This window comes from Streptomyces sp. NPDC042259 (assembly GCF_055582085.1).
In genome coordinates this window covers 489948-515132 of sequence record NZ_JBVJDW010000002.1, presented here as the reverse complement: position 1 = coordinate 515132, position 25185 = coordinate 489948, and the positions used below count along the sequence as shown (strand labels likewise).

Genomic DNA, 25185 nt, shown 5'->3' with positions numbered 1-25185 from the left:
CGCGCGTCAGTCCTCCAGCATCGCCGCGATCACCGAGCGCCAGTCCTCGCCCGGCCGTTCGACGAGTTCCTCGGCGAGGGCCTCCGCGCGGTAGCGGTGCCGGTGGAGCAGGGGAGCGGAGGCCGTCGTGGCCGCCGGACGGATTCCGCCACCGCTCCCGAGCAGCCGGGTCAGCTCGCTCGCGAACTCCTCCCAGCCCACATGGCCGCCGATGGCGTTCACCATGCCGTGCGCGGGCCGCTCGGCACAGGTCACCAGGGCCCGGGCCAGGGCGGCCGCGTGCACCCAAGGCGCCCCGGCCCAGGGGTCACCGGACGCCGGGAGGGCCCCCGCGGCGGGCAGCACGACCGGCTCCCCCGACCGGGCGGCCTGGAACAGCGCCCCCGTCGCCCCCCACCGCAGCTGGTCGCGCAACCGGGGGTGGGGCCCCCACACCAGCGGTGCCCGCACCGCGGTCGCCCCGCCCCGCCCCCCGGTGCCCGCGGCCCCCCACAGCATCCGCTCGCAGTCCAGCTTGGCCCGCCCGTACGGCGTCAGAGGTTCGGCGGACGGCGTGTCCTCGGTGACCTCCACCACCGGCGGCCTGCCGTAGGCGTCCACGCTGCTGACGAAGACGAACGCGCCCCGGCGCCAGCCGTCCAGCAGCGCCCGCATCGCCGCGACGTCCACCTCGGGCGAGGTGAACGTGCACGCGCAGTGGATCACCGCGTCCACGCCCGCGACCGCGTCCCGCAGGCTGCCCGGGTCCGCGAGATCGCCCTCGGCCACCTCGACCCCGTCGCCCGCCACCAGATGCGCCGACTCCGGTCGCACCAGCGCGCGCACCGGTCGCCCCCGGGCCGCCAACTCCCGCAGGACGAACGCCCCGACCCCGCCCGTGCCACCCGTGACCAGGACCGTTCCCGTCCTGGTGGACCCCGGGCCGGCGGCGCCGCCTGCCGTGGCCGCCGGGGCCGCCCGCTTCCGGGTGCGCTGCTCCGCCCGTTCGTCCAGCAGTACCGCCAGCGCGCGCGGCGTGCGGTGCTCCAGGACGTCCAGCCCCGTCAGCGGCAGACGGAGCCGCTCACGCAGCCGCTCCGCGACGCGGACGGCGAGCAGCGAATGCCCGCCCAGGAAGAAGAAGTCGCCGTCGGGACCGGGGTCGTCGCCCAACAGCTCGCCGAACACGGCCCTGACGGTCTCGCCCCGCGCACCGAGGGGTGCGGTGATGGGCTCGTCCCCGGGGCCGTCCACGGGGCCGTCCACGGGGCCGTCCACGGGGCCGTCCACGGGGCCGTCCCCGGGGCCGTCCACGGGGCCGTCCACGGGGCCGTCCACGGGGCCGTCCCCGGGGCCGTCCCCGGGGCCGTCCCCGGGGCCGTCCACGGGGTCGGCCGTCCCGCGCGACAGCGGCCGCCCGGGGTCCGCCGCCACCTCCGTCAGGAGCGCGGCGAAGGCGTCCAGCAGCCCCCGGGCGGTCTCCTCGTCGAGCCGCCCCCGGTCGTACTGCACCAGGGCGCGCGGCCCGCCGCGGTCCGTGGCCTCCGCGACGTAGAAGCCGAGGCCGAACTTGGCGGTCCCCAGGTCGATGTCGACGGGCTCGCACACCGTCCCGGCGAGGCGCAGCCCCGACGGCTTCGGCAGGACGTCGGCGGTGACACCGACCAGCGGATTGCCGTCGCCGTCGCGGGCCGCCGCGCCGAGCCGGTCGACGACCAGGTCGAACGGGACGTGACGGTGACGCTGCGCCTCGAGCAGGTCGTCCCGTACCCGCGACAGCAGCTCCCCGAAGTCCCGCGCACCGGACAGGTCCGTACGGATCGCGAGGGTGTTGACGCACAGGCCGACCAGGTCGCGCCATTCGGCCCGGTCGCGGTGGCTGCTCGCGCACCCGATGACGAGGTCCTCGCCGCCGGTCCGCTCCAGCAGTGTCGCGAACGCGCCCGCGAGCACCACCGTGAACAGGGTGGCCTTGTGGTCGCGGCCCACCTCGCGCAGCGCTTCCAGGGTGTGCGGGGTCAGGGGCGTGGCGAGGACGTGGCCCTCGCCCCGGCCGCCGGCGGGCACGGCGACCCCGGGCAGGGGCACGGGCCGGGCCCCTGCGAGCCGTTCGGTCCAGTACGCGAGCCCGGTCTCCAGCGCCGCGGCGCCCTCCGCGCGCTCCCGGCGGGCGAAGTCCGCGTACCGCGGCACCCCGGCGTTCGCCACCTCGTCCCCGTCCGGCCCGCCCCGGCCCTCCACGGCCGCCCGGTACCGGGCGTCGAGTTCACGGACGATCACTTCGAGCGAGCCGCCGTCCACCGCTATGTGATGGAACGTCAGCAAAACCGTGTGGTCCTCGGGCGCGTGCCGCACACAGAGCACGCGCGGCAGTGGCCCGGCGCCCAGGTCGAAGGGGCGCGCCGCCTCCCGTGCCAGCTCACCGCCGCCGTCGCCGGTGGCGTCCACCACCCGCAGCGGTACCGGTGCGGCGGGCATCACCTCCTGGCAGGGCTCGCCGTCGTCGTGCCTGTACCGCGTGCGCAGCACCTCGTGCCGGCGCACCAGGGCGGTGACGGCCCCGGCGAGGGCGTCCAGGTCGAGGGGGCCGCGCACCCGGGTCGCGAACGGCACGTTGTACAGCGCGCCGCTCCGGCCGAGCCGGTCCATCAGCCACATCCGGTGCTGGGCGTGCGAGAGCGGCACCGGGCCCGCGTCCCCGCCGCCCGGCGCGGGCGCCCGGGTGGAGGCCGTGGAGGCGGCGCCTCGCCCGCGCTGCCGGGCGAGGCGGAGCAGCGCCTCCTGGCGCGAGGTGTCCGGGGTGCTCGTCATCGGCCCTCCTCCGTGGCGGCGGTGACGTCCGTACCGAACCGGCCGACGAGCGCCTCCTCGATCAGCGCGGCCTGTCCGGCCACCGTGGGCGCCGCGAAGAACTCGGCGAGCGACAGCTCGATGCCGACGTCCTCGCGCAGGTCGTCCACGATGCCGAGCGCCAGCAGGGAGTGGCCGCCGAGGTCGAAGAAGTCGGCGTCCGGGGTGTCGACCGTCCGCTCCAGGGCCCGGGTCCACGCCTCGGCCACCGCCTGCTGGATGGGTGACAGCGCCTGCCGTGCGACGGCCGGCTCCCCGGCGGCGTCGGCCTGGGGGATGCCGGGCACCGGGCGTTCGGCCAGCGCCCGGCGGTCGACCTTGCCGGTGGCGGTCAGCGGCAGACCGTCCACCACGGACCACCCGTTGGGCAGCAGGTGCGCGGGCAGCCGCTCGGCCAGATGGGCGCGGAGCGCGGCCACCGTGAGGTGTCCGCCGTCGACGGGCACGACGAAGGCGACCAGCCGCGCGTCCTCCGGGGTGGGCCGCAGCACGGTGACGGCCGCGTCCGCGACGCGCGGGTGCGTGCGCAGCGCGTGCTCGATCTCGCCGGGCTCGATCCGGAAGCCACGGATCTTGAACTGGTCGTCGGTGCGGCCGTGGAAGTCCAGCACGCCGTCCGGGCGGGCCGACACGAGGTCGCCGGTGCGGTAGAGCCGTCCGGTGGCCGGGTGGTCGACGAAGCGTTCCGCCGTGAGGGCGGGCTCCCGGAGGTAGCCGCGGGCGAGCCGGGGGCCGCCCAGCCAGAGTTCACCACGGGTGCCCGCGGGCACCGGGGCGCCGTGCTCGTCGAGGACGTGCGCCGTCGTCCCGGCGACCGGGCGGCCGATCGGCGGCGGGCCGTCGCAGTCGGCGTCCCGCACCCGGTGGGTGGTGGCGAAGGTCGTCGCCTCGGTCGGCCCGTACCCGTGGACCAGCTCCAGCCACGGATGCGAGCGCAGCACGCTCCGCGCGTGCCGGGCCGACATCGCCTCGCCGCCGACGAGCACGCCGCGCAGCACGCCGAAGACCGGTGACCGGCGGTCGGCCAGATGGTGGAAGAGCGCGGTGGTCAGCATGGCGACGGTGGCGCCCAGCCGCTCCACGTCCCGGGCCAGCCCCTCCAGCGAGTGCCGGTCGGCGGTGGAGACGGCCACCGCCGCCCCGTTCGCCAGCGCGACCCAGACCTCGAAGGGGGACGCGTCGAAGGTCTGCGCCGAGTGGAAGAGCACCCGGTCGCGGGGGGTGACCGTCACGAAGTCCGGCGCGACGGTCAGTCCGGCCACCCCGCGATGGGTGATCGCCACGCCCTTGGGGCGGCCCGTCGAACCCGAGGTGTACATCACGTACGCCACGGCGTCCGGGTCGTACGCGGGGGGAAGTACCCCGACGTCCTGCCCCGGGCACGGGGTATCCGGGTCGGCGGCCCCCGCCGCGGAGACGGCCAGCGTCCGCCCGGCCGGCAGGCCCGCCGCCTCCAGCAGGTCCTTCTCACCCAGCGTCAGGGCGACCCCGGCGTCGGCCAGCATCGCCTCGGTGCGCGGCCGGGGGTAGGCCGGATCCAGGGGCACGTAGTGGCCGCCCGCCCACCAGACGGCGAGCTGGGCGACGACGACGCCCACCGAGTGCGGCATGAGCAGCCCGACCGCGGTACCGGTCCGTACTCCCCGGGCGCGCAGCACACCGGCCAGCCGCCGGGCGGCGCCGGTCAACTCGGCGTAGGTGAGCGCCAGTTCACCGTCCAGGACGGCCAGCGCCCCCGGGGTCGCCCCGGCGTGGGCGGCGACGTGGGCGAGCACACCGCCGTCGGCCGGGTCCGCCGCGGCGGTCGCCCGGGGCGCGGTCCCCGTGGCCACCGGGGCCGAGGCCGCCGGGTCGGACGCCGCCGGGGCCGCCGGAGGTGCCGACGGGGCGGGCCGGTCCGTCCGCTTGGCGTCGAGCAGGGCGGCCAGGGCGCGCAGGTCGGGCTGCCGGAGCACTTCCGGTGCCCGCAGCCGTACCCCGCACTCCTCCTCCAGGGCGGCCAGCAGCCGGGCGGCGGTCAGGGAGTCACCACCACTGTCGAGGAAGCCGTCCCCCGGGCCGAGGTCCGGACGGTCGAGCAGCGTACGGCACAGCCGCACCACCAGCTCTTCCGTACCCGAATCCGGGGCGGGCGCGGGCACCGGGGGGACCCGCGTGTCCGCCGGAGCGGACTTCGGCGGTGCCTCCCCGGCCAGCAGCGCGGCACGGTCGACCTTGCCGTTGGCGTCGAGGGGGAACGCGTCGACATACCGGACGGCCGAGGGCACCGCCTGCTCGGGCAGCCCGTCGCGCACGGCCGCCAGCAGCTCCGCACCGGTCGGCGTGCGGCCACCCGGGACGGGCAGGACGTACGCGATCAGCCGGACCCCGCCGTCGGCCCCGGTCGCGGCCGCGACGACCGCCCGCCGGACGCGGGCGTCGTGCTCGAAGGCCGCCTCGACCTCGGCCGGTTCGATCCGGGCCCCGCGCACCTTGACCTGGTCGTCCAGGCGGCCGAGGAACTCCAGGACGCCGTCGGCGCGCATCCGCACCCGGTCACCGGTGCGGTAGACCCGGTCGGTCCCGGTCATCCCCGCCGGGGGCGCCACGAAGCGCCGGGCCGTCAGTTCCTCGTCCAGATAGCCGATCGCCAGCCCGGCGCCGCCGAGGAGCAGCTCACCGGGCTCGCCCCGGGGCACCAGGCGCCCCGAGGGGTCGGCGACCCCGACGACGGTGCCGTCCAGCGGCAGCCCGATGGGCGGCGGCGTCGCGGTGTCCGCGGGCTCCACGCCGGCGCCGTCCGCCGCGCCCGCCGGGTTCAGGGCGTGCGCGGTGGCCAGCACGGTCGCCTCCGCGGGGCCGTACGCGTTGTCCACCAGGGCGGTGACGTCCCCGCCCGGCCGGCGGCGCATCCGGTCGCCGCCGACCGACAGGCGGCGCAGTGCGGGAAGCGGCGGCCACGGCCGCTCGAAGACGGTCTCCGCGAGCGGTGTCGGCAGGATCGCCACCGTCACCGCCGCCCGCCGCCACCAGTCGGTGAGCGCCTCGGGGTCCCAGCGCACCTCGTCCGGCGCGACGCTCAGCGTGCCCCCCGAGCACAGGGCGGCCCACAGTTCCAGGACGTGCGGGTCGAAGGAGACGCCCACCAGCAGTCCGTGCCGGTCGCCGGGGCGGGCGCCGACGCGGTCGAGGTACCAGCGCAGCCGGGCGGCGAGCGCGGCACCGTCCACCGCGACCGCCTTGGGCGTGCCCGTCGACCCCGAGGTGAGCACGGCGTAGAAGGCGCCCTCGGGCGCGGCCGTGCCCGAGGCCGGCTCGCGCGGCGTGAACGCGGCGACGGCCTCCGTCGCGTTGGCCCCGGCGGCGGGCAGGGGCAGGGACAGCCGCTCACCGGCGCAGTACGCCTCGGGCAGCACCTCGGGCGCGCCCACGAGTGCGGTCACCCGGAGGCCGCCGGTCACGGCGGCGAGCCGCCGGTCGCCGGGGCGCGGCCCGAGCGGGAGGTAGACGGCGCCGAGCCGGGCGAGGGCGACGGCCGTCGCGGCCAGGGCCGCCGAGCGGTCCAGGCACACCCCGACCAGGTCGCCGGGGCGCACCCGGGGGCGCAGCACGTCGGCGACGCGCTCGGCCAGGGCGTCCAGCTCGGCGTAGGTCCAGCTCAGTTCCCCGTCCTCGACGGCGGGGGCGGACGCCTCATGGCGCACCCAGTGCTCGAACCGGGCCAGGACGTCCCAGTCGTCCGCCGGGGCGGGCGCGCCGTGGGCGACGCTGAGGCGGGTCTCACCGTCCGCTGCGTCCGGGCGGGACGCGTTCACTGCAGTAGTCATGATTCCTCTGGACGAAGTCGAAGGGGCCGCGCGGGCCGCGCACCGGGCGCGGGCCGCGCGGGATACGAGAGGGAATACGAGAGGGAAAGGGGAGCGGTGGTGCGGGGGCGGGCTCAGCCGAGGCCCATCGACCGGGCGACGATCACCTTCTGGATCTCCGACGTGCCCTCGATGATCGTCATCATCCGGACGTACCGGTACAGGAACTCCAGCGGATGCCCCCGGACCCAGCCCGTCGCGCCGTGCACCCGCAGCGAACGGTCCACGACCCGCACGGCGGTCTCGGAAGCGGTCAGCTTGGCCAGCGCCGCGTTCTCCGGCGTCTCCACGCCCGCGTCCACCAGCCGTGCGCACGCCAGCGTCAGCAGCTTGGCCGCCTCGACCTCCGCGTGGCTGCTCACCAGGTGCTCCTGCACATGCTGGTACGCGCCGATGCGTTCGCCGAACGCCCGCCGCTCACGCGCGTACTCGATCCCCAGCCGCAGGGCGTACTCGGCGATGCCGTTGCACATGGCGGCCACCACGAGACGGCCCCGGGAGAGGCTGTCGATGCCGTTGCCGAGGGCGGCACCGATCCCGGCCTCGCCACCGACCACGGCGTCGGCCGGCAACCGCACCCCGTCCAGCAGCAGTTCGTACAGCCGCTCGCCCGACATGCCGTCGTAGGCCTGCCCGATCCGCAGCCGCGGATGGTCCATCCCCACGACGAACGCGGTCGGTCCCCCCGCGCCGGACGGGCCCGCGTCCGCCTGGGCCACCACGATCGCGAAGTCGGCGTGCCCGGCGTTGCTGACGAACGTCTTACGGCCGGTCAGCACCCACTCCCCGCTCTCCTCGCGGGTCGCGGTGCTGGTGAGCTGGAAGGCGTCCGACCCGGCGTTGGGCTCGGTCAGCGCCAGACAGCGCGTCGCCTCCCCGCGCACCAGCGGCTTCAGATACCGCTCGACCTGCTCCTCGGTGCCCTGCCGCAGCAGCGGACTGGGCCCGTCCGAGCCCGCCAGCGCGTACGGGGCGAGGGGACAGCCGCTGCGCCCGGCGGCGTGGTGCAGCAGCACCACGGCGCCGAACGGCATCCCGGAGCCGCCCAGTTCCTCGGGGTAGTCGCCCGCGTAGAAACCGAGCTTCGCCGAGCGGCCGCGGACGTACGCCCGCAGATCGGCGGGCGGCAGGTCACCGCCCTCCGGCAGCTCGGCCGCCAGCGGCACCAGCTCCCGGCGGACGAACGACTCGAAGGAGTCGACGAGTTCGCGGTGCTCCGTCTCCAGGACGGACGAGGGGGCGGTGCTCATCGGACCGCCTCCGTGACCGCGCGCGCCTGGTCGGCGAGGACCGGATGCTGGAAGAGGACCCGCAGCGGCGGGCGGCCGCCGAGCCGGGGCTCCAGCCACGCGGCGAGCTGGGCGGCCAGCAGGGAATGCCCGCCGACCTGGAAGAAGTGCGACGACGGTGCGAAACGGTCGTGCCCGAGCACCTCCCGCCAGCCCTCACTGAGCAGCGCCACGGCCGGGTCGGCGACCTCGGCGGGCGTGGGCCCGGTGTCGTGGTCGAGCGGCAGCCCGGCGGCCGTGCGGGTCAGGGCGGCACGGTCGGGCTTGCCGCCGGGCAGGGTCGGCATCTCCTCCAGCCGGATCCAGCGGCCCGGGACGAGCGCGGCGGGCAGCCGGCCCGACAGGGCGGCGTGCAGGGCCTCGGAATCCACCGCCGACGGGGACTGCTCGGGGGACTCGAAGAAACCGACCAGGCGCGGGCCGCCGGACGCCTCCCGGTCGAGGACGACCGCGCAGGACCGGCCGCCGAGTTCGGCGGACGCCGCGGCCTCGACCTCCTCCAGTTCGATGCGGTAACCGCGCAGCTTGACCTGGTTGTCGCGGCGGCCGAGGAAGACCAGACGGCCGTCGCGGTCGCGGTAGCCGAGGTCACCGGTGAGGTACACCCGCGCACCGCCGAGCGCCGGCACGGTCACGAACCGGGCGGCCGTCGCCTCGCCGCCCCCGAGGTACCCCTCGGCGAGAGCGGCCCCGCCGATGGCGAGTTCACCGACCGCGCCCCACGGCAGCGGATAACGGCCCCCGTCGAGGACGTGCACGTCGACGCCCGGCAGCGGGACGCCGAGCGGCACCTCGCAGCCCTCGGCCAGCTCCGCCCGGTCCACCTCGTGCACGGTGGAGGTGACGGCCGCCTCGGTCACCCCGTAGGCGTTCAGCACGGTGACGCCGCCGGCACCGGTGCCATCGGTGGCGTCGAGCAGCTCCCGCAACGCGCCGGCCGGCAGCCGCTCGCCGCCGCACACCAGCAGCCGCGGCGACCAGCGGCCGTCGCCGAGCGCGTCCCGCAGCTCCGCGCGGACCGCGAGGAGGTAACTCGTCGGCAGGTTGGCGACGGTGACCCGGCGGGCCGCCAGCACGGCGATCAGCTCCGCGGCCGTGGGCACCTCCCGCTGCGGGACGACGAGGGTGGCACCGGCCAGCAGCGACGGCAGCACCTCCTCCAGCGCCACGTCGAACGACGGCTGGGCGAACAACAGCACCCGGTCCCCGGGGGTCAGCGCGTACCGCTCCGCCACGTGTGCGGTGAAGTGCGCCAGCGCGTCCCGGCCCACCACCACGGCCTTGGGCAGGCCGGTGGAGCCGGAGGTGTGGATGATGTACGCCGCGCCCTCGATCCACTCGGCCGGCTCGGCCTTGGGGAACTCCGCCGCGTCGAGGAGCGCCACCGGCAGGCCCTCGGCGGGCAACGACAGCGCGCTCTCCCGGTCGGTCAGCACCAGCGCCGGGCGCAGCCGCGCCAGGAGCGTCTCCAGGCGCGCGGCCGGGTCGTTGGGGGACAACGGGGCGTACACCGCCCCCGTGCGCAGACAGGCGAGCAGGGTCACCACGGTGTCCACGCCGCGCGGCAGCACGGCCGCCACCGGCCGCCCCTGGGTGACGCCCGCCGCCCGCAGCTTCCCGGCCAGCTCCTCGACCCGGCGGTCGAGATCCCCGTACGTGATCTTCAGGGCGCCGCTGACGATCGCGACGGCCGCGCTGTCGCGCCCCGCGACGGGGTCCAGGGCCGCCGCGGTCGCCGCCGGTGCCGCCGCGGCGTCCGCCGGGGCCACGACGCCGGGCGCGGGGGCGAGTTCGGCCAGCGGTGTCGTCGGCGCGCCCAGATAGGCGCGGACCAGGTCCAGGAACCGCCCGGCGAGCAGCTTTGCCGTCGCCTCGTCGAAGAGGTCCCGGTCGTAGTCCCACACCAGCGTCATCCCCGCCGCGCCCGTGCGCGGGCCGACCGTGCGCCGGTCGTCGGGGAGCAGCACCAGATCGAGGTCGAAGCGGGTCGTGCCGGTGTTGAAGCCCTCGAACAGCGACACCTCCAGGTCCGGCACCGCGATCTGCGGCAGTGCCGCGTCGTGCGCGCTGAACATGACGCTGAACAGCGGGTTGTCCGCCCCGGAGGTGTGCAGCCCCAGCGCCCGGGTGAGCAGCTGCACGGGTACTTCCTGGTGCGGCAGCGCCCGGATCAGACCGTCGGTCACCTCGTCCACCACCACGTCGGCACCGGCCGCGGGGTCCAGCCGCAGCCGCAGCGGGATGGTGTTGACGAACATGCCGGTGGCGCCCTCGAAGCCCTCCGGACGGTTGCCGACCGCCGTGCCGACGACGAGGTCGGCGCGTCCGCTGTGACGGCGCAGCAGTTCGGCGAAGAGCGTGAGCAGGGTGGAGAACGGGGTGTGCCCCTGGGAGCGGCTGTGGGCCCGCAGCCGCTCCGCGAGGTCCGCGTCGATCGGCTGGCGCAGCTGGGCGCCCGCGTGCCGGCGCCGTACCCCGGGCCGGGCCAGTCCGGGCAACGGCAGATCGAAGGCGGCGTCGGCCAGCTCCCGCTGCCAGTAGCCGAGGCTCGCCTCCCGCCGCTCCTGCCGGGCCGGGCCGTCGGCGGCCCGTATGTGCTCCTCGTACGAGGGGGCGGCCGGCAGCTCGACCGGCTCGCCCAGCACCCGCGCCCGGTACACGGTGAACACGTCACGGAGCAGGATCGCGAAGGAGTGCCCGTCGTGGACGAGATGGTGCTCGACGTGGACGATCCGGTGGTGGCCGGCGCCGAGCCGGACCAGGCACCAGCGCAGCAGCGGTGCCTCGAAGACGTCGAGGGGCGTTTCGGCCTCGGTGCGCAGCAGCGCCTCGAACGCGGCCTCCGGGTCGGCCTCCCGGCCGAGGTCGACGGTCCGTACCCGGGGCGTACAGCCCTCGCGGACGCGCTGGCCGGGCAGCGCGCCCGGGTTGTCGACGAGTTCGAGCCGCAGCCCGGAGTGCCGGTCGAGGGCGGCGGCCAGCCCGTCGCGGAGCGCGCCCTCGTCGAGCGTGCCCCGCAGATCGATGGTGGCGGTGAAGTTGTAGGCGCGACTGCCGGGCAGCATCTGCTCGTGCAGCCAGACGATCTCCTGGGATGTGGAGAGTCCGAACATGGTCAACCCTTCCGTGGGGTGGGAGGAGGGGCCCGGTGCCCGCGCCGGGTGGGCGGCGGGCCGGGGTGGGGAACAGGCCGGGAGCCGAAGGACCGCCGGCCGGGCGGGCGGCGTTCAGCCCACCGGCGCGTGTCCGAGGGTGTGGGCGCGCAGGGTGTCGAGCAGAGCGGCGAAGGCGTCCTCGGCGAGCGGGTCCGGCACGACGCCCCGGTCCCACGCCATGCGGACGAGAAGGTCCGTTCCGTGGGAGACGGACACGGCGAACGGCGCCTGTACGGGGCGGCCGTCGATGTGCGTCTCGTGCCCGGTGGCGTCGCCGAGCCGCAGCGGCGGACGGCGGCGCAGGTCTTCGGCGGTGAGCAGCCCGTCGAGCCGGCCCGACCAGGGCACCCCGGCCGCGCGGGCCGCGCGCACCACCTCGTCGAACGGGGCGTCCGCGTGGTCGAGGTCGTCCCACCACGCCACGGTCCGCTCGTCGGGCCCGCAGGCCGTGGCCGGGTGGACCACGGTGTTGAGGAAACAGCCCAGGACGGGTCGGGCCGCGGCGGGCCGGCCGCCCCACGGGTAGCCCAGGGCCGGGACCCGGTCCGGCCCGTACAGCGTGCGCGCGGCGGTGGCGCAGGCGTCGAGCAGGGCGGGGAAGGGCGGCCGGGAGCCGTCGGGCGTGCCGGGCAGCCGGTGCAGGGCGGCTCCGGTCCCGGCCGGCCCGTTCCCGGCGCGTGCCCCCGGCGTGGCCCCGGCGGCCGGGCGGAGCGCGGCGAGCCGCCGGGCCCAGTACGCGAGGGACCGCTGCCCCGACGCCCGCGCCTCCGCGTCCAGTTGGAGGTCGACGGCCTCGCGGTAGGCGGCCAGCTCGTCCGCCGCCCGGGCCCCGGGGACGTCCCGCGCGCCGAGGCCGTGGCGGTAGGCATCGGTGAGATCGGCCAGGACGCGCCCGATGGACGCCTCGTCACAGGCCGCGTGGTCCATGACGACGGCGAGGACGTCTCGGTCGCCCGCCGGGTCGGCGGCGAAAAACAGCCGGAGCGGCGGGCCCTCGGCCGCCCAGGCGCCCAGCACCCGGCGCAGCGCGTCGTCCGCGCTCTCGCCGGGGCGCGGCTCCACGCGGCTCACCCGGGCGTCGGGCTCGGTGAGCCGCTGCACCGGGACCCCGCGCAGCGTTTCGGGACGGGCCCGCAGGGCGGGGTGCAGGGCGGCGAGGTGCCCGGCCGCGGCCCGCAGCCGGCCGGTGTCGACGGATCCGCGGGGGAAGGCGAAGAACAGCGGGACGAGATCGGGCCGGCCGGCCGGGTCCATCCGCCGGGCGAGCAGGAACCGCCGCTGCGCACCGGTGACCGGGAGCGGCGCGGCGGCCCGCGCCACGCCGTCGACGGCGTGCCGGTAACGGTCGAGGTACTGCGAGGTGATGCTGCTGGACTGCACGATGTCCTCCCGCGCGCCGGGGGGCGCGCTGACTCGTGAGACGAAGGGGGGTGGGGCCAGAGGTGGTGGGGGTGCGCGGGACCGCCGGGGTACCGGAGCGTCCGAGCGGTGCGCTTCCAGGGCGCCGCCGGGCCCGGGCGGGCCTGGACGGGCCTGGACGGAAGGGGTGCGGGCCCCGGGCGGGGTCCGGCTCCGAGGGGGCGGGGCCAGGTGTCGGGCAGGGCTCAGGTACCGGACACGGCTCGCCCCGCGTCGGCGTCGGGGACCGGCAGATCACGCAGCCGCCGCAGCGGGGACAGCAGCAGGGGCACCGGGACGAGCAGAAAGCCCACGGCACACACCCACACGGCGGCGCGCGGCCCGGCGGCCGAGGCGACGGCCCCGCCGAGCAGGGCCCCGAGCGGCATGGTGCCCCAGACCATGAAGCGCAAGGTGGCGTTCATCCGCCCGAGGAGCGCGTCGGGGCACAGCAGTTGCCGGAAACTGACCTGGGCGACGTTGTAGACCACCGCTCCGAAGAACACGGCCGCGGAGGCGACCGCGAACCACCCGGCGGCGGCGCCGGGTCCGGCCAGCGGCCACAGCAGCGCGAACGGTCCCGTCACGACGGTGGACAGCCAGATGACCCGGGCCTGGCCGACGGCACGGGCGAGTGCTCCCGCGCACAGCGCTCCCGCCAGTCCGCCGACGGCCGAGGCCGACAGCATCAGCCCGAGCACCCCGGGCGGCAGGCCGAGTTCCCGCACCAGGAACACCGTCTGGACCGACATCAGCATCGCGGAGAAGAAGTTCGCGACCCCGGTGGCGCAGGCGATCATGCGCAGCACGGGGTGGCGCAGGACGAACACGAGCCCTTCCGCGACCTGCGTGCGCAACGGAACGCCCGGGACGGGCACGGGCCGTGACTCACGGGCGCGGATCCCGCGCAGGAAGAGCGCCGACACGAGATAGCCGATCGCGTCGGCCAGCAGGGCGACGGGAGCCCCGAGCAACTGCACCAGGGCGCCGCCCAGCCCCGGCCCGGCGACCTGGGCGGACGAACGGGCCGTCTCCAGGGCGCCGTTGCCCGCGACCAGCTGCTCCCGGGGGAGCAGGCCGGGCAGATAGCTCTGGTGCGCGATGTCGAAGAACACGGTGGCCACGCCGGTGACGAGCGCGGCCACGTACAGCTGCGCCATGGTCAGCGCCCCGGCCCACGCCGCGAGGGGCAGGCTCAGCATCGTCACGGCCCGTACGACGTCGGCGCGGATGAGCAGGGGCAGTCGGCGCACCCGGTCCACCCAGGCTCCCGCGGGCAGCCCGACCAGCAGGAACGCCGCGGTCTCGGCGGCTGTCAGCAGGCCGGTCTCCATGGGGGACGCGTCGAGTTCCACCACGGCCACCAACGGCAGGGCCACCAAGGTCACTTGAGTGCCGACCTGGCTCACCGCCGCGCCGGAGAGCAGTAATCGGAAGTCGTAGTTCCGAAAGAGCCCTGAGCACATGGGCTTCACTGACGAGGACATTTGGCAGACATTTGGTGATGAGGGTGGGCTCAGTCAAAATCATCCGGGTACTTCCGGACAGTTTTGTTCGTAATGCGGACAAGTGTTGGTGACGTTGAGGCGAACGGTTTCGGACTGTCAAGGGAACGTCACCCAGGGTGGCCTGCGGCGGAAGGGTTTTCCGGGCCCCAGGGGCCGCGAGGGGAGCCAGTTGTTCGAATGTCCGATAGTCGGTTCCTGGTCCGGGGTGAATGGGTCCGAAGTGGTGACACCCGGGCGGCTTTACGCTAAGCGGACGAGCCGGGAGCCCCCCACAGCTCCAACTCCGCCTGCACCGGCAGGTGATCGCTGGGGAACCGCCCGCCCTGCTGGAAGACGTTGATGACCGCGTGCCGGGTGCGCACCCGGGGTGAGGTGAGGATCCAGTCGATGCGGTCGCCGCCCGGTACCGGCGGCCGGTAGCCGTGGAAGGTCGCGTACTGCTCACTACGCCGGTCGGCCGCGTCCCAGGAGTCCACGAGCGAACCCTGGTCGAGCATCGTGTCGTAGACGGGGTTGCCGTGGGCGGCGACGTTGAAGTCACCGGTGACGATCCGTGGCAGAGTCGGGTCCAGACCACGCAGCCGGGTGGTGATCAGCGCGGCGGAACGCTCACGCGCGTACTGGTGGGCGTGGTCGAGATGGGTGTTGAGGACGTAGAACTCACCCCCGGTGCGCAGATCGCGGAACCGGACCCAGGTCACCATCCGGACCACGGTGTTGCCCCACGTGGCGGACCCGATCAGATACGGGGTGTCGGACAGCCAGAAGTGGTCGTACGCGACGGGGGCGAGCCGCCGTACTTCGTAGAAGACTGCTGTGAACTCATCGCGACTGCCTCCCGCCCGGCCCGTGCCGAGCCAGGCGTAGCGCGGCCCCAGATCGGCGGCGATGTCGCGCAGTTGCCCGTACAGCCCCTCCTGAGTGCCGAGGAGGTGCGGGCGCTCGTGGCACAACAACGCCCGCATCACGGGCCGGCGCTCGGCCCAGGTGTGGGGCGGGATGTCGGAGGCGTAGCGGAGGTTGAAGCTCATCACGCGCAAGGGGCTCCGCGCGGGATCGGTGCGGCGTTCGAGAGGAGCGTGCGCGAAGGCGGTCACGGCGTCTCCAGGTTCCGGGCGAGATCCGGGTACCGGAGATTCTCACGCCCCTGTGTGCCTTGCAACGGGGCGGTTGCCTGGCCGGCCGGGCGCGCTGTGTGGTGTCCTCAAACGCCGGACGGGCTTGCTGTGTGGTGTCCTCAAGCGCCGGACGGGCTGGTTTCGGCTGGAGCCCAGCCACATCAAGCCCGTCCGGCGTTTGAGGACGCGCCCGCAGGGCGCCTTGCCGCCGCAGGCGGCACCACCGGCTGGCGGCCGAAAGAACCGCCGGAGTCCGGCGGCACCACCGCTGCGCGGCGGTAGTCCTCAATCGCCGGACGGGCTGGTATTGGCTGACCTCAGCCAAATTGAGCCCGTCCGGCGATTGAGGACGCGCGCCCGCAGGGCGCCCGCCGCCGCAGGCGGTAAAGACAGGCCGGTAGCCGAAAGAACCGCCGGAGGCCTAGGGTGGGGCACGCAGCTGGTTCGCCCCGTCCGCCAGGCGGGAGCGTCGTAAGAGGGAACCCGGTGGAAGTCCGGGACTGCCCCGCAGCGGTGAGTGGGAACGACCGCCGTCATACGCACTGGACGCCCACGCGTCCGGGAAGCGACGGCCAGTAGGAGCCCGGCGGCCCCAGGCCGAAGGGCGCGCCCGCGAGTCCGAAGACCTGCCACTGCCCGCACGCCACCCGCGTGCGGTGATCGCGGTGGTCCCGAGGGAGGGCCGGCGGCGGCAGGCAGGCGCGCCCGGCGCGCCCGCCCTCTTCGTCGTGTTCCGTCGTCCCTTCGCGCCCGGTCCGCCGTGGTCATTCCGCGACTCGCGAAGGAGAGTTCCGTGACCGACCGCACCGACCGCACCGACCGCACCACCACCCCGCCCTCCCGCGCCACCGTCCACGGCTACCCCCGGCAGGGCCGGGGCCGGGAGCTGAAGAAGGCCGTCGAAGGCTACTGGGCGGGCCGCGTCAGCGCCGATGCCCTGCAGGCCACCGCCGCCACCCTGCGCCGCACCACCTGGAGCCAGTTGGCGGAAGCCGGTGTGGACGAGGTCCCCACCGGCGACTTCTCGCTCTACGACCACGTCCTGGACACCACCGTCATGGTCGGCGCCATCCCCGAGCGGCACCGCGCCGCCGTCCAAGGCGACGCCCTGGACGGCTATTTCGCGATGGCCCGCGGCACCCAGGAGGCCCCGCCGCTGGAGATGACGAAGTGGTTCGACACCAACTACCACTACCTCGTGCCCGAACTGGGCCCGGACACCGTCTTCACCGCCGACCCCGCCAAGCCGCTCGGCGAACTGCGCGAGGCCGTGGCCCTCGGCCACACGGCCCGCCCCGTCCTGGTCGGCCCGGTCACCTATCTGCTCCTCGCCAAGCCCGCCCCCGGGGTCCCGGCGGACTTCCAGCCGATCACCCTCCTCGACCGGCTGCTCCCCGTGTACGCCCAGGTGCTGGCCGAACTACGGGCCGCGGGCGCCGCATGGGTCCAGCTCGACGAACCCGCCCTCGTCCAGGACCAGCCCCCGGCCGTCCTCGGCGCCGCCACCCGCGCCTACCGTGACCTGGGCGCCCGCACCGACCGGCCCAGGATCCTGGCCGCCGCGTACTTCGACCGCCTCGGTGACGCCCTGCCCGTCCTCGCCAAGTCGCCCGTCGAAGGGCTGGCCCTGGACTTCACCGGCCCCGCCGCCGCCAACCTCGAAGACCTCGCCGCGGCCGGCGGCGTGCCCGGCAAACGCCTCGTCGCCGGTGTCGTCGACGGACGCAACATCTGGCTGAACGACCTCGAGCACTCGCTGGCCACCCTCGCCACCCTGCTCGGTCTCGCCGGCCGGGTGGACGTGGCGCCGTCCTGCTCGCTGCTGCACGTCCCCCTCGACGCCACCGCCGAACGCGACATGGACCCCCAGGTGGTCCGTTGGCTCGCCTTCGCCCGGCAGAAGACCGAAGAGATCGTCACCCTCGCCCGCGGACTGAACGAGGGCGCCGACGTCATCGCCCCGCGCCTCGCCGCCAACCGCTCCGCCCGCGCCTCCCGTGCCGCCTCCGCCCTCACCCACGACCCGGCCGTCCGGGCCCGCGCCGCGGCCGTCACCGAGCGGGACACCCGCCGCCCGCAGTCGTACCCCGAACGGGCCGTGGCCCAGCGGGCCCGGCTGGGCCTGCCGCTGCTGCCCACCACGACCATCGGCTCGTTCCCGCAGACCACCGAGCTGCGCACCGCCCGCGCCGACCTGCGGGCGGGACGGATCGACGCCGCCGGGTACGACGAGCGCATCGCCGCCGAGATCCGCGACGTCCTCGCCTTCCAGGAGAAGGCCGGCCTGGACGTCCTCGTCCACGGCGAGCCCGAACGCAACGACATGGTCCAGTACTTCGCCGAGCGGCTCACCGGCTATCTGGCCACCCGGCACGGCTGGGTGCAGTCCTACGGCACCCGCTACGTCCGCCCGCCGGTCCTCGCCGGTGACATCTCCCGCCCCGAGCCCATGACCGTGGCCTGGACGCGCTACGCCCAGTCACTGACCGAGCGCCCGGTCAAGGGCATGCTCACCGGGCCCGTCACCATGCTCGCCTGGTCCTTCGTCCGCGACGACCAGCCGCTCGCCGACACCGCGCGCCAGGTCGCCCTGGCCCTGCGCGACGAGGTCGCCGACCTGGAGGCCGCCGGCACCGCCGTCATCCAGGTCGACGAGCCCGCGCTGCGCGAGACGCTGCCCCTGCGCACCGCCGACCGCCCCGGCTACCTGGCCTGGGCCACCGAGGCGTTCCGGCTGGCCACCGCGGGCGTCCGCGCGGACACCCAGATCCACACCCACATGTGCTACGCCGAGTTCGGCGACGTCATCGGCGCCATCGAGGAACTGGACGCCGACGTCATCAGCCTGGAGGCGGCCCGCTCGCACATGCGGATCGCCGACGAACTCGCCGTGGCCGGATACGGCCACGAGGTGGGCCCGGGCGTCTACGACATCCACTCACCCCGGGTGCCGGGCGTCGAGGAGACCGCCACCCTGCTGCGCAAGGGGCTCGGGGCCATTCCCGCCGAGCGGCTGTGGGTCAACCCCGACTGCGGGCTGAAGACCCGTGGCTGGAGCGAGGTCCGCGGCTCCCTGGAGCACCTGGTCGAGGCGGCCCGGCGGGTACGGGCCGAACTGACCGGCGCCGACGCGCGCTGACACCACCCCGGACCGAGGCGGGCGCACCCGGTGCCGATGTGCCGGGTGCGCCCGCGGTTCACGGCCAATCCCGCTCAAGCAGCCCAAATCCCTACGGCCTCTCGTGATTGACTGCCCCCACCGGTCAAGCCCCCACAGGAGAGGACGGCCACGATGAGCAGGCGCCCCGAGCCGCGTCGGATGATCATCGGTGGGGAGGAGGCGGTGGTGGTGGCCCCCGAGGAGTACGAGCGCCTGACGGCCACCCGGAGACAGGTGGGCGCACAGGTCGCCCGGATCCGCGTCCTCAAGCACGAACTCCGGCAGGCCCTCGCCGTGCTGGCGGCCGTCGAGTCATCGCTGTCCGACACTCCGCACGATCACCCGGGGCCGTCCTTCGACGGCGGGGGCACCGGCGCCGGCCGTCCGGCGGGCCCCTGCGTCCGCTGCGGGCTGCTGGAGCTGATCCGCCGGAGCGCCCCGGCCGCGGCCGGGGGGCCGCGGGGCGGTCTGACCGCCCTGTGAATCCCCGCGCCCGCTCCCGGGCATCCTCAGGGCGTCGGTGGTGCCGGCTCCGGAGCCAGGGGCCGGCCGCAGCGCAGGTTCCAGCGCCCGGCCCGGCCGGTGAGTTCGGTCAACGACAGAGGCGACACGTCGAGCCGCCAGAAGAGCCGCGGAGGCATCCCCAGCGCGTGCACGACCGCGGCGCGGACCACCGCGGGTTCCACGACGGCGAGCAGCCGGCCGTCGTCGTCGCCGCGGCCGTCCAGCCAGGAGCCGACCCGCTCGACGAGGTCCAGCAGCGACTCGCCGCCGTGCGGCGCCGCGCCGGGATCGGCCAACCAGGCGGCCACCGCCTCGGGTTCGGCGGCGGACAGCTCGGCCAGCCCCCGCCCCCGCCAGTCGCCCACCTCCAGATCCCGCAGTTCGGGCACGAGGGCGGGCGACAGGCCGAGCGCCTCGGCCGTCTGGCGGCAGCGCGCGGAGGGGGCGCATACGGCGGCCGACATCCGGGGCAGCCCACCGGCGGCCGCGCGGGCCTGCCGGGCCCCCGCCTCGTCGAGCGGGGCCCCGTCGTCGAAACGGGCCTCGCGCAGTGCGGCACTCATCGCGGGTGAGAGCAGCGTCACACGTACGGTCATGGTCCCCAACTCTCCTCCCCGGCGGGCCCGGTCGGGCCAGGCTCCAGCAGATCACGGGCGGCACGCGGGGCGCGCGCGGGGGTACACAACCGCACGCCGTAGCGCCCCGGTCGCGTACACGGTACGGTCGCGTGTACATGACGACGGTGTGACGGAAGTCCGGTGGGAACCCGGCACGGTCGCGCCACTGTGTACCCGGCGAACGCCCCCGATCCACGCGGGGCGGCGGCCGGGAAGTCAGACCCGGCACCGTCGTTGACAGCACCACGATCGGGACGCGTGTTCCCCAGGAGGTTTTGCCATGGCTCAGTCAGCCGCCCCCGCCACCGGTACTTCCGCCGTACCGGCGGTCACCCCGATATCGCTGAAGGAGATCGCCCCCTGGACGGTCTTCTTCGGGATCCTCGCGCTGATCCTGCTCTACTTCGTCGGCGCCGAGCAGGGCGCCACCGCGCTGATCTCCGGTGAGGGTGTGCACGAGTGGGTGCACGACGGCCGTCATCTGCTCGGCTTCCCCTGCCACTGAGAGACCAGGGGTCAAGAGCTCGTGAACTCCGTATCCGTACGGGCGCTGCTCGTACGCGGCATGCTCGCCGGCCTCGCCGCCGGCGCGCTGGCGCTGCTCACGGCCTATCTGCTCGGGGAATCCCGGGTCGACGCGGCCATCGCCTTCGAAGAGGCGCACAGCCATGACCACGGCGGCGGTGAGGAGCTGGTCAGCCGCTCCCTGCAGTCGACGGCGGGCCTGGCCACCGGAATCCTCGTCTACGGCATCGCGCTGGGCGGCATCGCCGCCCTGGTGTACTGCTACGCACTGGGCCGCGTCGGCCGCTTCGGCCCGCGCGCGACGGCTGCCCTGGTCGCGATCGGCGCGTTCGTCGCGGTCTACCTGGTGCCGTTCCTGAAGTACCCGGCGAACCCGCCCGCCGTGGGTGACCCGGACACCCTGGACCAGCGCACCGCGCTGTTCTTCCTGATGATCGCCCTGAGCGTGCTGCTCGCCGTGGGCACGGTCATCCTGGGCAAGCGGCTCGCTCCCCGGCTGGGCAATTGGAACGCGAGCGTCGCGGCGGGCGCCGCCTTCCTGGTGGCGGTGGGGATCTCCTTCGCGTTCCTGCCCTCGGGCGAGAACGTGCCGGAGCACTTCCCCGCCGTGCTGCTGTGGCAGTTCCGCCTCGCCACACTGGCCGTGCAGTTCGTTCTGTGGGCCGGTTTCGGGCTGTTCTTCGGTCACCTCGCGGAGCGCCTGCTGATCTCCAAGGCGGGGGACCGGCAGGGCGACGAGGCGGCGTCGCGGACGGCGACCGTGACGCACTAGCGCACGCAGCGAGCGCTGAGAACGCTGAGAGCACCGCACGTGTCCCGTGGGACGCCAGGGCAATGCCCGGCCGTCCCACGGGACATATGCGTTCGGGGGTGCCGTCGCCGCCCGGGCCGTCCGCCGGGGCGTCAGTCCCGGCGCAGCAGCATGTCGATGATCGAGTCGAGGTGGTGGGCCCGCTCCTGCCCCGGCGGAAGTGCCGTGGGGACGGCGTGCACCAGCTGGCCGTGGCCGAGGAAGCTGGTGTAGCCCAGTGTGCCGCGCAGCCGGGCCTCTTCGGGGGTGAAGCCCAGCTCGGCGAAGAGCTGGGTGAGATAGCCGAGCCGGCGCTCGGTCACCCGCCCCACCACCGTGGTGACCAGCGGGTGTCCGACGGTGGCCAGCAGTGAGACCTCGAGGGGGTTCTCGGTGACCGCCTCGGTCGCCGCGACGAACAGTCTTCGCAGGCGCAGCTCGGGGTCCGGCTCGGCCGACAGCGCGGTGATGACCGCCTCGGTGCGGGTCTCCTCCCAGCGCAGCAGCGCGGCCTCGATCAACGCGTCCCGGCTGGCGAAGTGCCAGTAGAAGCTGCCCTTGGTCGTACCCAGCCGGACGGCGAGCGGTTCGACCGCGACGGCGGCCAGCCCGCCCTCGCCGATCGCGGTGAGCGCCGCGTCCGCCCAGTCCAGCGCGGTCAGCCGCTGCCGTCCGCCGGGGTCCCGCAATCGCCGTTGCACCATGACCGTACGCTACCGTACGGTTGAACATACGCCAGCGTATGGAGGGACGATGCGCACGGTCCGCAACATCCACGAACGCGTCATCGAGGCACCGGCGGAGACGGTCGGAGACCTGATCGACCGGCTGTCGTCCGACGACGACCCGATCTTCCCCACCCCAGCGTGGCCCGCGATGCGCTTCGACCGCCCGCTCGGCGTCGGGGCCGAGGGCGGTCACGGCCCGGTGCGCTACCGCGTCGGCGCGTACGAACCCGGCCGTCGCGTCCGCTTCGACTTCGGCCCCCCGTCGTACGGCTTCCACGAACTGACCGTGGAACCCCTCGGTCCCGGCCGTTGCCGCGTGCGGCACACCCTGGAGCGGGCCCGGCGCGGCACCGACGCGCTGATGTGGGCCCTGGCGATCCGCTTCGCCCACGACACCGTCGTCGAGGAGCTCTTCGACAACATCGAGCGGGCGACGACCGGTTCCCCGCGGCGCGCGGTGCGCTGGTCCCCCTGGGTCCGGACGCTGCACCGGCTCATCTGGGACAAGCCGGCCGCGGTGGAACTCCCCGGCCGTGCCCGGCTGGCCCGGACGGCCTTCGAGCGCACCGATTTCACCGACGCCTGGCAGCTGGAGATCCTGCCGGGCATGCCCGAGGACCCACGGGCCTGGGAAGGCGCGCTGCCCTTCCCCGTCGTGGCCCGGGGTGACGGCGAGGTCCTGCTGGGCAAGGACGCCGGCCACCTCGATTTCCGTGCCTCGATCCTCGTCGACCAGGGGCACGTCACGCTCGGCACCGTCGTGCGGATCCACAACCCGGTGGGCCGGGCCTACTTCGCGGTCGTCAAGCGGGTGCACCCTCTGATGGCCCGCGCCCTGCTGCGCCGCACCCACCGCCGGCTGGCGCTGGCCGCCCCGAGCGCGGGCTCCCGGGAGCGGTTCCGCCGGGTGCCGGACACGGCCGCCGTGCGGGCGGCCGTGCGGTGACCGGGGGGCGGACCCGTTGAACAGGGGACAGCGGGTCCGCCCCCCTCCTTCACCCCCCGTTCCCCCGCCCGGCGGTCGGCCGGGGGGCCGGGCGGTGGTGTGCGGCTCCCGGGTCAGGCCCCGAGCAGCGTGGCCTCGACCGCCGGGTCCAGGCCGAGCGGGGGACGGTCCGTCCGCCGCGGCGGCGGGCCGTCCAACTCCCGCAGCCACGCCCAGGTGTCGGCGACCGTCTCCTCGACGGGACGGCAGCGCAGCCCGGCGGCCAGCGCCTTGGACACGTCACCGAGGTGCATGGTGTCGTACGCCTCGCCCGGCGGCACCCAGACCGGCAGGTCCGTCCACGGCTCGACGCCCGCGGCGAGGATCGCCTCCGGATCCGTCCAGCGCAGCTCGGCGCCGGAACCGGTGACCCGTACGCACGCCTCCAGCAGTGCGCCCATGGTGGTGTGCCCGGGCGGGCTGATGAGGTTGTAGGGGCCGCCGAGGTCCTGCTCCACGGCATCCAGGGTCCACCGGGCGAGATCCCGGGCGTCGATGTACTGCAACGCCAAGTCGCGTGGCCCCGGGGCCAGTACCGGGCCGCCCCGGGCGATGCGCAGCAGCCACCACGGCAGCCGCCCGATGTTCTCCCGGGGGCCGAGGATCAGCCCGGCCCGCACCAGCAGCGCCCGGTCCCCGAACACCTCGGTCGCGGCCAGCTCCCCGCCCCGCTTCGCCCGCGGGTAGTCCACCTCGCCGGCGTCGGGCGAACCGTCCACCAGCGGGGCGTCCTCGTCGTGCCCGGGCGCGCACGGATAGGTGTACACCGAGCCGGTGGACACATACACATACCGCCGGACCCGGCCGGCCAGGGCCCGCGTCGCGTCCCGCACGGCCGACGGCGCGTTCGCCCACGTGTCGACCACGACGTCCCACCCGCCGTGCTCCAGCGCCGCCAGACCACCCGCTTCGGTGCGGTCGCCCAGCAGCTCGACCACGCCCGGCGCGGCCTCGTGGCGGCCGCGGTGGAAGACGGTCACCTCCCAGCCCCGGGCCAGCGCCTCGTCGGTGACGGCGCGGCCCACGAACTCCGTTCCACCCAGCATCAGAAGTCTCATGACCGTGACTGTGCACCCCGGACGCGGCGGCGGGGAAGCGCCCCATGCTCTCAGCGGAATCGCCCAGAGCGGAACCCCCCGGTCTTCCTGTGCGTGCCCCCTGTCGCGGCGCTTCCCCCCCGCGGGCCGGCTCCGCCTGGATCGCGTAACCCCCGGCCGCCGGACGAGCCGGTCAGCGCATCGGCCCGGGAGTGGCCGGGCCGAACCGCCGGCGGTAGGTCGTCGGGCTGAGCCCGGTACGCCGGCGCAGCCGCGCCCGGAGGTTCGAGGCCGTTCCCAGGCCACTGGCCCGGGCGATCACGTCGAGCCGTAGCTCGCCGCGCTCGATCAGCCGGCAGGCCAGCGCGACCCGTTCGCCGGTGAGCCAGGCCAGTGGCGTGGTGCCGAGTTCGGCCCGGAAGCGCCGGTGCAAGGTGGCCGGGCTGACGGCCGCACGGGCCGCCAGGTCCGCCACGGAGAGCGGCTGCTCCAGGCGCTCCAGGGCCCAGGACAGCAGGGGCGCGAGCGAGGCTTCGGGGACGGCGGGCACGGGCCGCTCGACGAACTGCCGCTGGCCGCCGTCGCGGTGCGCCGCGAACACCAGCCGCCGGCTGACGGTGTTCGCGGTCTCGGCGCCGTGGTCACGGCTTATCAGATAGAGGCCGAGATCCAGCGCGGCGGCGCTTCCCGCGGCGGTCAGCACGTCGCCGTCGTCCACGAACAGGACGTCGGGTTCGAGGCGGACCTCCGGGTAGCGGGCCGAGAACTCCGCCGCCCACTTCCAGTGCGTGGTCGCCCGGCGGCCGTCGAGGACCCCGGCCGCGGCGAGGGTGAACGCGCCGGTGCAGAAGCTCACCAGACGGGCGCCCCGTCCGGCGGCCCGCCGGATCGCGGCCGTCACCGCCGGGTCCGGCGAGGTACGGGGTTCGGGGCGGTTGGGCACGATCAGGGTGTCGGCGGCGTCGGCCGCCTCCAGCCCGGCGACGCCGGAGAGCGTGAACATCCCGTCGTTCATCCGCACTGCGGGCGAGGCGGCGCAGAGCGTGAAGTCGTACCACGGCCGGTCGATCTCGGGGCGGCGCAGCCCGAACAGCTCGGTGGCGACGCCGAGTTCGAAGGGGTTGGAGCCCTCGTCGACGAGAACGGCCACCCGGTGCGAGGATCCATGCGACATATGCGATTCCTAGCACTCGTCCCGTCCGGTCGCCAACGCCCATGATGACCGAATGATCAACGAACCGATCGACCTGTCGACCGCGCTGAACAGCTTCGACCAACTGTGGAGCCCGCGGATCGTCACGCAGGTCAACGACTACGACGTCCGTATCACGAAGGTGGCGGGGGAACACGTCTGGCACACGCACGAGAACACCGACGAGTTCTTCCACGTCCTCGACGGCGAGCTGAGCATCGGCCTCCGTGACGGCGAGCCCGGGGGACCCGGGGGAGGGGGCGAGCGCGTCGTCGTGCTGCCGAAGGGATCGGTGTTCGTCGTCCCGCGCGGGGTGGAACACCGTCCGTTCTCCACCGCCGGGGCCTCGATCCTGCTGTTCGAGCCGACCGGCACGTCCACCGTCGGGGACCGGCACGACCCGGTACCCGACCATGTCGACGCCACCACCGGGCACGCGCTCGGCTGACGCCTTCCCCTTCCGCGCGTCTACCGGCGTCCGCGGGGGCCGGGATCCGACGACCGG

At 75.1% G+C, this 25185-nt stretch carries 17 protein-coding genes and 1 riboswitch; of the genes, 6 read left to right on the top strand and 11 right to left on the bottom strand.

What is annotated here, in order from left to right; all coding sequences use genetic code 11:
• Positions 1-6: 6 nt before the first annotated feature.
• The 7 genes from ACZ6MA_RS06930 to ACZ6MA_RS06900 all read right to left on the bottom strand — a co-directional run bounded on the left by ACZ6MA_RS06930 (position 7) and on the right by ACZ6MA_RS06900 (position 15121).
• The gene (locus ACZ6MA_RS06930) at positions 7-2790 is read right to left on the bottom strand and encodes a condensation domain-containing protein (protein WP_469431682.1); all 2784 of its coding nucleotides are present in this window, start codon (positions 2788-2790) and stop codon (positions 7-9) included.
• Complete coding sequence (locus ACZ6MA_RS06925) at positions 2787-6635, bottom strand: amino acid adenylation domain-containing protein (RefSeq protein WP_469431681.1); 3849 nt, start codon at positions 6633-6635, stop codon at positions 2787-2789. Before ACZ6MA_RS06925 ends, ACZ6MA_RS06930 begins: the two co-directional genes overlap by 4 nt.
• A 113-nt stretch (positions 6636-6748) precedes the next feature.
• A complete protein-coding gene (locus tag ACZ6MA_RS06920) occupies positions 6749-7924 on the bottom strand; it encodes an acyl-CoA dehydrogenase family protein (RefSeq protein WP_469431680.1) in 1176 nt (391 codons plus the stop codon).
• Positions 7921-11076 (bottom strand): non-ribosomal peptide synthetase, encoded by a 3156-nt coding sequence (locus tag ACZ6MA_RS06915; RefSeq protein WP_469431678.1) that lies wholly within the window; start codon positions 11074-11076, stop codon positions 7921-7923. Before ACZ6MA_RS06915 ends, ACZ6MA_RS06920 begins: the two co-directional genes overlap by 4 nt.
• Before the next feature lie 114 nt (positions 11077-11190).
• Positions 11191-12498, bottom strand: a complete 1308-nt coding sequence (locus ACZ6MA_RS06910; protein WP_469431677.1) for a non-ribosomal peptide synthetase — start codon at positions 12496-12498, stop codon at positions 11191-11193.
• 224 nt (positions 12499-12722) lie between these two features.
• On the bottom strand, positions 12723-14003 hold the full coding sequence (locus ACZ6MA_RS06905; protein WP_469431675.1) for an MFS transporter: 1281 nt from the start codon (positions 14001-14003) through the stop codon (positions 12723-12725).
• A gap of 266 nt (positions 14004-14269) precedes the next feature.
• On the bottom strand, positions 14270-15121 hold the full coding sequence (locus ACZ6MA_RS06900; protein ID WP_469431674.1) for an endonuclease/exonuclease/phosphatase family protein: 852 nt from the start codon (positions 15119-15121) through the stop codon (positions 14270-14272).
• 461 nt (positions 15122-15582) lie between these two features.
• Positions 15583-15774, top strand: a riboswitch (cobalamin riboswitch).
• Between the two features lie 161 nt (positions 15775-15935).
• Here ACZ6MA_RS06900 and metE point away from each other — a divergent pair.
• Positions 15936-18281 (top strand): 5-methyltetrahydropteroyltriglutamate--homocysteine S-methyltransferase, encoded by a 2346-nt coding sequence (metE, locus tag ACZ6MA_RS06895; protein WP_469431673.1) that lies wholly within the window; start codon positions 15936-15938, stop codon positions 18279-18281.
• A gap of 153 nt (positions 18282-18434) precedes the next feature.
• Complete coding sequence (locus tag ACZ6MA_RS06890) at positions 18435-18785, top strand: hypothetical protein (RefSeq protein ID WP_469431672.1); 351 nt, start codon at positions 18435-18437, stop codon at positions 18783-18785.
• Positions 18786-18811: 26 nt separating this feature from the next.
• Here ACZ6MA_RS06890 and ACZ6MA_RS06885 read toward each other — a convergent pair whose 3' ends face one another.
• The gene (locus ACZ6MA_RS06885; protein WP_469431670.1) at positions 18812-19402 is read right to left on the bottom strand and encodes a histidine phosphatase family protein; all 591 of its coding nucleotides are present in this window, start codon (positions 19400-19402) and stop codon (positions 18812-18814) included.
• A gap of 301 nt (positions 19403-19703) precedes the next feature.
• On the opposite strand from ACZ6MA_RS06885, the gene ACZ6MA_RS06880 reads away from it, so the two are divergent.
• Both ACZ6MA_RS06880 and ACZ6MA_RS06875 read left to right on the top strand, forming a co-directional pair.
• Positions 19704-19928, top strand: a complete 225-nt coding sequence (locus ACZ6MA_RS06880) for a CbtB domain-containing protein (protein WP_469431669.1) — start codon at positions 19704-19706, stop codon at positions 19926-19928.
• Positions 19929-19949: 21 nt separating this feature from the next.
• Entirely contained in the window at positions 19950-20720 is a 771-nt protein-coding gene (locus ACZ6MA_RS06875) for a CbtA family protein (RefSeq protein ID WP_469431668.1), read from the top strand.
• 131 nt (positions 20721-20851) lie between these two features.
• Here the strand turns inward: ACZ6MA_RS06875 and ACZ6MA_RS06870 are convergent, their stop codons facing one another.
• A complete protein-coding gene (locus ACZ6MA_RS06870; protein WP_469431667.1) occupies positions 20852-21442 on the bottom strand; it encodes a TetR/AcrR family transcriptional regulator in 591 nt (196 codons plus the stop codon).
• Positions 21443-21491: 49 nt separating this feature from the next.
• Here ACZ6MA_RS06870 and ACZ6MA_RS06865 point away from each other — a divergent pair, with 49 nt between their 5' ends.
• Positions 21492-22412, top strand: coding sequence for a DUF2867 domain-containing protein (locus ACZ6MA_RS06865; protein ID WP_469431666.1), 921 nt, complete (start codon positions 21492-21494; stop codon positions 22410-22412).
• Between the two features lie 113 nt (positions 22413-22525).
• Here ACZ6MA_RS06865 and ACZ6MA_RS06860 read toward each other — a convergent pair whose 3' ends face one another.
• Together ACZ6MA_RS06860 and ACZ6MA_RS06855 are read right to left on the bottom strand one after the other, a co-directional pair.
• Entirely contained in the window at positions 22526-23509 is a 984-nt protein-coding gene (locus ACZ6MA_RS06860) for an NAD-dependent epimerase/dehydratase family protein (RefSeq protein WP_469431665.1), read from the bottom strand.
• Positions 23510-23681: 172 nt separating this feature from the next.
• Entirely contained in the window at positions 23682-24662 is a 981-nt protein-coding gene (locus tag ACZ6MA_RS06855; protein WP_469431664.1) for a GlxA family transcriptional regulator, read from the bottom strand.
• 52 nt (positions 24663-24714) lie between these two features.
• Here ACZ6MA_RS06855 and ACZ6MA_RS06850 point away from each other — a divergent pair, with 52 nt between their 5' ends.
• Entirely contained in the window at positions 24715-25128 is a 414-nt protein-coding gene (locus ACZ6MA_RS06850) for a cupin domain-containing protein (protein ID WP_469431663.1), read from the top strand.
• The last annotated feature ends 57 nt before the right edge of the window (positions 25129-25185 follow it).

Excerpts from the sequence above, each read along its gene's own strand:
- ACZ6MA_RS06905 (WP_469431675.1), bottom strand. The coding sequence starts at position 14,003 with ATGTCCTCGTCAGTGAAGCCCATGTGCTCAGGGCTCTTTCGGAACTAC.
- ACZ6MA_RS06855 (WP_469431664.1), bottom strand. The coding sequence starts at position 24,662 with ATGTCGCATGGATCCTCGCACCGGGTGGCCGTTCTCGTCGACGAGGGC.
- ACZ6MA_RS06925 (WP_469431681.1), bottom strand. The coding sequence starts at position 6,635 with ATGACTACTGCAGTGAACGCGTCCCGCCCGGACGCAGCGGACGGTGAG.
- ACZ6MA_RS06850 (WP_469431663.1), top strand. The coding sequence starts at position 24,715 with ATGATCAACGAACCGATCGACCTGTCGACCGCGCTGAACAGCTTCGAC.
- ACZ6MA_RS06870 (WP_469431667.1), bottom strand. The coding sequence starts at position 21,442 with ATGGTGCAACGGCGATTGCGGGACCCCGGCGGACGGCAGCGGCTGACC.
- ACZ6MA_RS06920 (WP_469431680.1), bottom strand. The coding sequence starts at position 7,924 with ATGAGCACCGCCCCCTCGTCCGTCCTGGAGACGGAGCACCGCGAACTC.
- ACZ6MA_RS06880 (WP_469431669.1), top strand. The coding sequence starts at position 19,704 with ATGGCTCAGTCAGCCGCCCCCGCCACCGGTACTTCCGCCGTACCGGCG.
- ACZ6MA_RS06915 (WP_469431678.1), bottom strand. The coding sequence starts at position 11,076 with ATGTTCGGACTCTCCACATCCCAGGAGATCGTCTGGCTGCACGAGCAG.
- ACZ6MA_RS06860 (WP_469431665.1), bottom strand. The coding sequence starts at position 23,509 with ATGAGACTTCTGATGCTGGGTGGAACGGAGTTCGTGGGCCGCGCCGTC.
- ACZ6MA_RS06885 (WP_469431670.1), bottom strand. The coding sequence starts at position 19,402 with ATGACCGTACGTGTGACGCTGCTCTCACCCGCGATGAGTGCCGCACTG.
- ACZ6MA_RS06930 (WP_469431682.1), bottom strand. The coding sequence starts at position 2,790 with ATGACGAGCACCCCGGACACCTCGCGCCAGGAGGCGCTGCTCCGCCTC.
- ACZ6MA_RS06890 (WP_469431672.1), top strand. The coding sequence starts at position 18,435 with ATGAGCAGGCGCCCCGAGCCGCGTCGGATGATCATCGGTGGGGAGGAG.
- ACZ6MA_RS06865 (WP_469431666.1), top strand. The coding sequence starts at position 21,492 with ATGCGCACGGTCCGCAACATCCACGAACGCGTCATCGAGGCACCGGCG.